Raw genomic sequence first — 6,163 nt, 5'->3', positions numbered from 1 at the left:
CGATGCTATCGAGAATGCGAAGAAGCTATAAGGCTAACTAGGAGGCGATATGGCAGCAATAACCTTTCACCTAGACGTAGTGAGCGCTGAGAAGAAAATCTTCTCTGGTCGTGTTGAAACGTTTCAGGTGACCGGTAGCGAAGGTGAACTTGGTATTTTCCATGGGCACACTCCGCTGCTAACCGCTATCACGCCTGGAATGGTGCGACTAGTTAAGCAGCACGGTCACGAGGAATATATTTATGTTTCTGGTGGTATGGTAGAAGTTCAACCAGGTACAGCGACTGTACTGGCTGATACAGCTATCCGTGGTGAAGAACTGGACGCAGCTAAGGCTGAAGAAGCTAAGCGTTGTGCTCAAGAAGCAATTCAAAACCAGCACGGTGATATGGACTTCGCTCAAGCGGCTAGTGAACTGGCTAAAGCCATTGCTCAGCTACGAGTAATCGAGCTGACAAAACAGCGTCGTTAATCAATAACGTTGTTTTAAAAGTGATAAAGGCGGTCAATTGACCGCCTTTTTGCTTATTATTTATTAGAATTTTTTTCTGTTCAATTAACTAATTATCAATTAGTGTCTAAAATACCTCTCAATTTTAATACAACGTCAGACAGGTCCATAAATGAAATTTAGCGCAGTAATTCTTGCGGCGGGTAAAGGCACTCGCATGTATTCAAGTAAGCCTAAGGTACTTCATACTTTGGCAGGCAAGCCAATGGCTAAGCATGTGATTGATACGTGCAATAGCTTGGGCGCGCAGAATATCCATTTGGTCTACGGTCACGGCGGTGATCAAATGCAAGCAGAGCTGGCTAATGAAAATGTAAATTGGGTGCTACAAGCCGATCAATTGGGTACTGGTCACGCGGTCGATCAAGCTTCTCTTCAGTTTGAAGATGATGAAAAGATCTTAGTGCTTTACGGTGATGTGCCATTGATTTCTGAAGAGACGATTGAAGGCTTGCTGGACGCTCAACCTACAGGTGGTATTGCACTGTTAACTGTCGTCTTAGATAACCCTATGGGGTATGGGCGTATTGTGCGCCGTAATGGTCCTGTAGTGGCGATCGTGGAACAAAAAGATGCCACTGATGAGCAGAAGTTGATCAAAGAAATCAACACAGGTGTGATGGTTGCGACTGGTGGCGATCTTAAGCGCTGGCTTTCTGGCTTAAACAACAACAATGCTCAAGGTGAGTATTACTTAACAGACGTTATTGCAGCTGCTCATGATGAAGGCCGTGCTGTTGAAGCTGTGCACCCTGTGAACCCTATTGAAGTCGAAGGCGTGAATGACAGAGCTCAGCTTGCTCGTCTAGAGCGCGCATTCCAATCTATGCAAGCTCAAAAGCTGCTAGAACAGGGGGTGATGCTCCGTGATCCTGCACGTTTTGATCTGCGTGGTGAGCTGCAATGTGGTATGGACTGCGAAATCGATGCGAACGTAATCATCGAAGGAAACGTATCCTTAGGTGATAACGTTGTTATTGGTATGGGCTGTGTGCTGAAAGATTGTGAAATCGACGACAATACAGTTATTCGTCCTTACAGCGTAATTGACGGTGCAACCGTTGGCGAAGAGTGTACCGTGGGGCCATTTACCCGACTCCGCCCTGGGGCTGAAATGCGTAACGACTCTCATGTTGGTAACTTCGTTGAGGTGAAGAACGCACGTATCGGTGAAGGCTCGAAAGCTAACCATCTTACTTATTTGGGTGACGCAGAAATCGGTCAACGCACGAATGTGGGTGCTGGTGTGATCACTTGTAACTACGACGGCGCAAATAAGTTCAAAACAACGATCGGCAACGATGTGTTTGTTGGCTCTGATAGCCAGTTAGTCGCACCTGTGACGATTGCTGATGGCGCTACTATTGGGGCTGGCACAACATTGACCAAAGACGTTGAAGAAGGTGAGTTAGTCATTACTCGCGCCAAAGAGCGTAAAATTTCAGGCTGGCAACGCCCACTAAAGCAGAAGTAATGCTCCGCTATATTGTTTGAATAAATAACAAAGCCGCTTCTAGCGGCTTTGTTCTATCTGTCGTTTATTTGTTTACGCCCGTTTAATAGCTAGGGATCGCGATACGTTTTTCTAGCCAGCGAACAGCCTGAGAAACCAGCAAGATTAAGACTAAATATTCCAGAACTAAGAAGGTGTATATTTCTAGAGGTAAGTACTCATTAACTACTAGTTCATTGGCACGTCGAGTCAAATCACTTAAACCAATCACACTGACTAATGAACTCATTTTAAGAATATAGACAAACTGGTTACCGAGCGGAGGTAGTATTTGTCTGAATGCTTGAGGTAGGATCACTAAGCGCATCTTTTGCCAGTAATTTAATCCCAGTGACTCTGCTGCCTCGTGTTGGCCACGACTGATTGCTTGAATTCCCCCTCTAAATACTTCTGCCATAAATGCACTTTCCGCGACAGTTAAAGCAATGACCCCAGCCCAGAAATGATTAAGTGATATATCGAGCAGAGTAGGCATTCCGTAGTAAACCCAAAGGAGTAGCACCAGTACCGGTATTGAACGGATGACTTCGACATAAACTCGGTTTGTCCATTGAAGTACAGGGGAGCTAGATAGAGCTAGCAAAGCGATGACTAATCCTAATGTCATGGCAAACAGCATGCTGAGCAGTGACACTTGGATAGTGTCATTAAAGCCAGCGACAAGGAACCGAATATTGGTCAACCCTTGCTCTGTGGAAGGGGCAAGTACATACCAGCCCCATTGATAATCCGAGCAACCTGTCAGTAAAAGAGGGAAAAAGAGCCACAGAGTTCGATTATTCAATCTTCATTTCCTAACTAGACTAAAAAATGCCACATGTTACTGCTATGTTATCAAGGTTGCCTTGGTAAATCTTTAATCAAAATAAGTATATAAGGAAATACAATGAAAAAGCTTATCTTTGCTGTTGGCCTCTGGCTACTCGCTATCAGTCATTTCACTTTTGCAGAAAGCCGGTTGAACGAAATATTGGATAGTGGCGTATTACGTGTTGGCACGACTGGTGATTGGAACCCGATGACCATGAAAGATCCTGCGACGAATAGTTATCGTGGCTTTGATATCGATGTGACAACTGAATTGGCAAAAGATCTAGGTGTTAAGGTGGAATACGTAGCGACAGATTGGAAGACTCTGGTCAATGGTATTACTGCTAATAAGTATGATATTACTGGTAGTGCCTCATTAAACATGTCACGTGCAAAGGTAGCAGGTTACAGCCAACCATATTTCTATCTTGCCTTTGTGCCTGTGGTGCAAAAGAAAGACTTAGATCAGTTTTCTGATTGGGCGGACTTTGACAAACCAGGAGTGAAAGTGGCGGCAACGTTAGGAACAGTACAGGAAAAGATGGTGAAAGACTTTTTTCCTTCAGCTCAGCATATTGTGATTGAAGCGCCAGCTCGTGACTTCCAAGAACTGCTTGCTCGTCGAGCTGATGTTTCTGTGACTTCAAACGTAGAAGCTGCGACGCTGGTGGAAAAGTTTAAACAATTGGCCATTGTTCCAGTTAAAGAGCCTCGTAAGCCTACACCTATTGCGATGCTGCTACCGCAAGATGATCAAGTGTGGATTAATTACATTAATCATTGGGTGGAGTTGAAAAAGACTCAAGGTTTCTTTAAAGCAACGGCGGAAAAATGGGGCTTGAAAAGCCTTTAAACAATGAGAAAACCATCGAGCCAATATAACGGCTCGATGGTTGCTAAGTTAGATTTCTTCTTCGCTCACTACGCGAGCATTGTCTGGCGTGGTGAAGTGCTGAGATAGTTCACGATTTGACACTATGTAGCCTAGCCACATCCCAAACATGCATAGGATGATGGCAATACCAGTGACCATCTGAGCTTGGCTCGCCATTGCAGCTACCAATGCACTCGCAAGGCTACTAACACAAATCTGGAGACTATTTTGTAGACCTGCAGCGGTTGCAGGACTTTGTTTCGCACTCGCTAATGCTCGGTTAACAACGATTGGGTATAGCGCTCCATTTGCTACTGCAATCAGGCAGAAAGGCGCTAGGATTGGCCAGATTGATGTCAGTTGCCACTGTGAAGCGATAAAAATCAGTAGTGCAGCGACGCTAAATAGACCAATGAGCTGACGCAGTACTTTTTCATCGCCAAATTTACGCACACCTACTTTACCTAGATAACCACCCGCCATAAATGCGATCGTCTGAGGAATGAAGCTCAGCCCGATATCTTTTGCTTCGTAGCCAAGTTGAGCCATTATTTCTGGCATGCCGGTTAAGTAAGCAAAAAACGCGGCAGAAGCAGTCGCAAACATGAATACGTTGCCTAAGTAAGTTTTAGAAGCGAGTAATGCTTTGATGTCTGCAGACATGCTGGTTTGTTTTGCTTCAACCTTTTCACTCTTTTGTGCCATCGTCGCGATGACGAGCACTACCCCCATTAGTGTGAGAGTGACAAAAATACTGTGCCAGCCAAAACTATCGGCAAGAAGTACGCCTAGCTGTGGTGCTAGTGCTGGAGAAAGAGCGACCAGCGGCATAATGGTGGCAAAGATTTGTTGGCTGCTGCTAGAGTGGCGTTTGATTACCATCGCTTGCCAGATAACTGCTGGAGCACAAACACCGATGGCTTGTACAAAGCGCAGTGCCAGTAGTTGCCAGACTTGATCACTGAAAGCTAACCCGAATGAAGCAATGGTGAATACGACTAAACCTGCTGCAAGGGTATTTCGGTGTCCATATTTGTCAGACGCTAGACCCCACATCAATTGGCCAAAAGCCATTCCGACCAAAAAGACGGTAAGTGATAGTGCGATTTGCTCTGGCCCTGTTGCAAAATCAATCTCCATCGCTTTAAACGCAGGTAAGTACATATCTGTTGCGATGAAGCCAAGCATAGACAGTAGGGCTAAGTAAAAAAGTTGTAATTTTGAAATATTCATTGTTTATCCATTCAAAATAATTGATAGGTGTTTATCCGTTGGCGCCAACCTTTTTATTAACTTGCGTAGTCTATTCTTCGCTTTTAATAAAATGAAACGCTAAAATTTATAGTTATCAATCAAATTTTTTGAAAGGTTAGGTATGGGGGCTTTTTCTCAATCGTCACTAGAGCTGGTGGATACCGTTGCTCGACTAGAGAGTTTTACCGCTGCCGCTGAGGTATTACATAAAGTACCTTCTGCCGTGAGCTATAGTATTCGCCAAATTGAACAAGAATTGGATGTTGTGCTGTTCAAGCGATTACCAAGAAAAGTAGAGCTCACAGCGGCTGGAGAAGTTTTTCTTAAACAAGCTCGCACTATGTTACGGCAAATGGAAGAGGTGAAGGCGCAGACTCGTCGAGTTGCACAAGGGTGGCAAAAAACGTTAAAGCTCACATTGGACAACGTTGTGAAGTTAGAGAGGCTTAAACCACTCATTGAAGACTTCTACCAAACGTTTCCCAATGCGGAACTGCAGATCAACATGGAAGTGTTCAATGGTTCATGGGAAGCCATTTCTCAAGGCCGTGCAGATGTGGTGATCGGTGCTACGTCTGCAATACCTGTTGGTGGGGATTTTGAAGTCAAAGAAATGGGTATTCTTGATTGGGCTTTCGTGATGTCTTCCAGCCATTTGTGTGTAAAGCAGCAGAGCTTGACGGAAGAGTTTGTTAGTCAGTTTCCGGCAATTTGTCTAGATGACACTTCAAGTGTGCTACCAAAGCGTCATACGGTGCATTATCCGAAACAGCGACGTTTACTGCTGCCAAATTGGTACAGTGCGATTGAGTGTTTAAAGCATGGTGTTGGTGTGGGTTATATGCCACGCCATATAGCGCAGCCGTTGATCTCTGAAGGCGTTTTGGTTGAGAAAATTCTTCCTGAAGATAAACCTCTGAGCCATTGCTGCCTAGTTTGGCGCAAAGATGAAAACCACAAAATGATTCAATGGATGGTCGATTATTTGGGCTCGAGTGATCAACTTTATCAGGATTGGTTGCAAGCTAAATAACAAAGCACCAGCTAGGCTGGTGCTTCAATCGGAATAGAAGGGCTAAAGTCTAAGGACGCTCAAATACCGTCGCAATACCCTGACCTAAACCGATACACATGGTTGCCAGACCGTATTTCGCGTCTTTCGCTTCCATAAGGTTGATTAACGTTGTTGAGATACGTGAGC

Annotated in this window: 6 protein-coding genes and 1 pseudogene; 4 read left to right on the top strand and 3 right to left on the bottom strand. The window is 44.7% G+C overall.

Going from position 1 to position 6,163, the window contains the following annotated elements:
* Positions 1-49 precede the first annotated feature (49 nt).
* A complete protein-coding gene (locus AC4MRV_RS21330; protein WP_038141388.1) occupies positions 50-472 on the top strand; it encodes a F0F1 ATP synthase subunit epsilon in 423 nt (140 codons plus the stop codon).
* Positions 473-623: 151 nt separating this feature from the next.
* A complete protein-coding gene (gene glmU, locus AC4MRV_RS21325; protein ID WP_491189295.1) occupies positions 624-1,985 on the top strand; it encodes a bifunctional UDP-N-acetylglucosamine diphosphorylase/glucosamine-1-phosphate N-acetyltransferase GlmU in 1,362 nt (453 codons plus the stop codon).
* Between the two features lie 82 nt (positions 1,986-2,067).
* On the opposite strand, the gene AC4MRV_RS21320 is transcribed toward glmU, so the two are convergent.
* Positions 2,068-2,808, bottom strand: coding sequence for an amino acid ABC transporter permease (locus AC4MRV_RS21320; protein WP_491189294.1), 741 nt, complete (start codon positions 2,806-2,808; stop codon positions 2,068-2,070).
* 102 nt (positions 2,809-2,910) lie between these two features.
* On the opposite strand from AC4MRV_RS21320, the gene AC4MRV_RS21315 reads away from it, so the two are divergent.
* Positions 2,911-3,687 carry a transporter substrate-binding domain-containing protein gene (locus AC4MRV_RS21315; RefSeq protein ID WP_491189293.1) on the top strand — a complete coding sequence of 259 codons (777 nt, stop codon included), beginning with the start codon at positions 2,911-2,913 and terminating at the stop codon, positions 3,685-3,687.
* Between the two features lie 48 nt (positions 3,688-3,735).
* Here the strand turns inward: AC4MRV_RS21315 and punC are convergent, their stop codons facing one another.
* Positions 3,736-4,941: a purine nucleoside transporter PunC gene (punC, locus tag AC4MRV_RS21310; RefSeq protein WP_491189292.1), complete on the bottom strand. Its 1,206-nt coding sequence runs from the start codon at positions 4,939-4,941 to the stop codon at positions 3,736-3,738.
* Positions 4,942-5,083: 142 nt separating this feature from the next.
* Here punC and punR point away from each other — a divergent pair, with 142 nt between their 5' ends.
* The gene (punR, locus tag AC4MRV_RS21305; RefSeq protein ID WP_491189291.1) at positions 5,084-5,995 is read left to right on the top strand and encodes a DNA-binding transcriptional activator PunR; all 912 of its coding nucleotides are present in this window, start codon (positions 5,084-5,086) and stop codon (positions 5,993-5,995) included.
* A gap of 49 nt (positions 5,996-6,044) precedes the next feature.
* Here the strand turns inward: punR and AC4MRV_RS21300 are convergent.
* A pseudogene (locus AC4MRV_RS21300) lies at positions 6,045-6,163 on the bottom strand (3-ketoacyl-CoA thiolase); the annotation flags it as partial.

Source organism: Vibrio sp., from assembly GCF_984391705.1.
The sequence above is the reverse complement of the archived record's forward strand: the minus strand, read 5'-3'. Positions and strand labels throughout refer to the sequence as shown.

Bases quoted from the DNA above. Each gene is read 5' to 3' on its own strand.
- punR (WP_491189291.1), top strand. From the start codon at position 5,084: ATGGGGGCTTTTTCTCAATCGTCACTAGAGCTGGTGGATACCGTTGCT.
- AC4MRV_RS21315 (WP_491189293.1), top strand. From the start codon at position 2,911: ATGAAAAAGCTTATCTTTGCTGTTGGCCTCTGGCTACTCGCTATCAGT.
- glmU (WP_491189295.1), top strand. From the start codon at position 624: ATGAAATTTAGCGCAGTAATTCTTGCGGCGGGTAAAGGCACTCGCATG.
- AC4MRV_RS21330 (WP_038141388.1), top strand. From the start codon at position 50: ATGGCAGCAATAACCTTTCACCTAGACGTAGTGAGCGCTGAGAAGAAA.
- punC (WP_491189292.1), bottom strand. From the start codon at position 4,941: ATGAATATTTCAAAATTACAACTTTTTTACTTAGCCCTACTGTCTATG.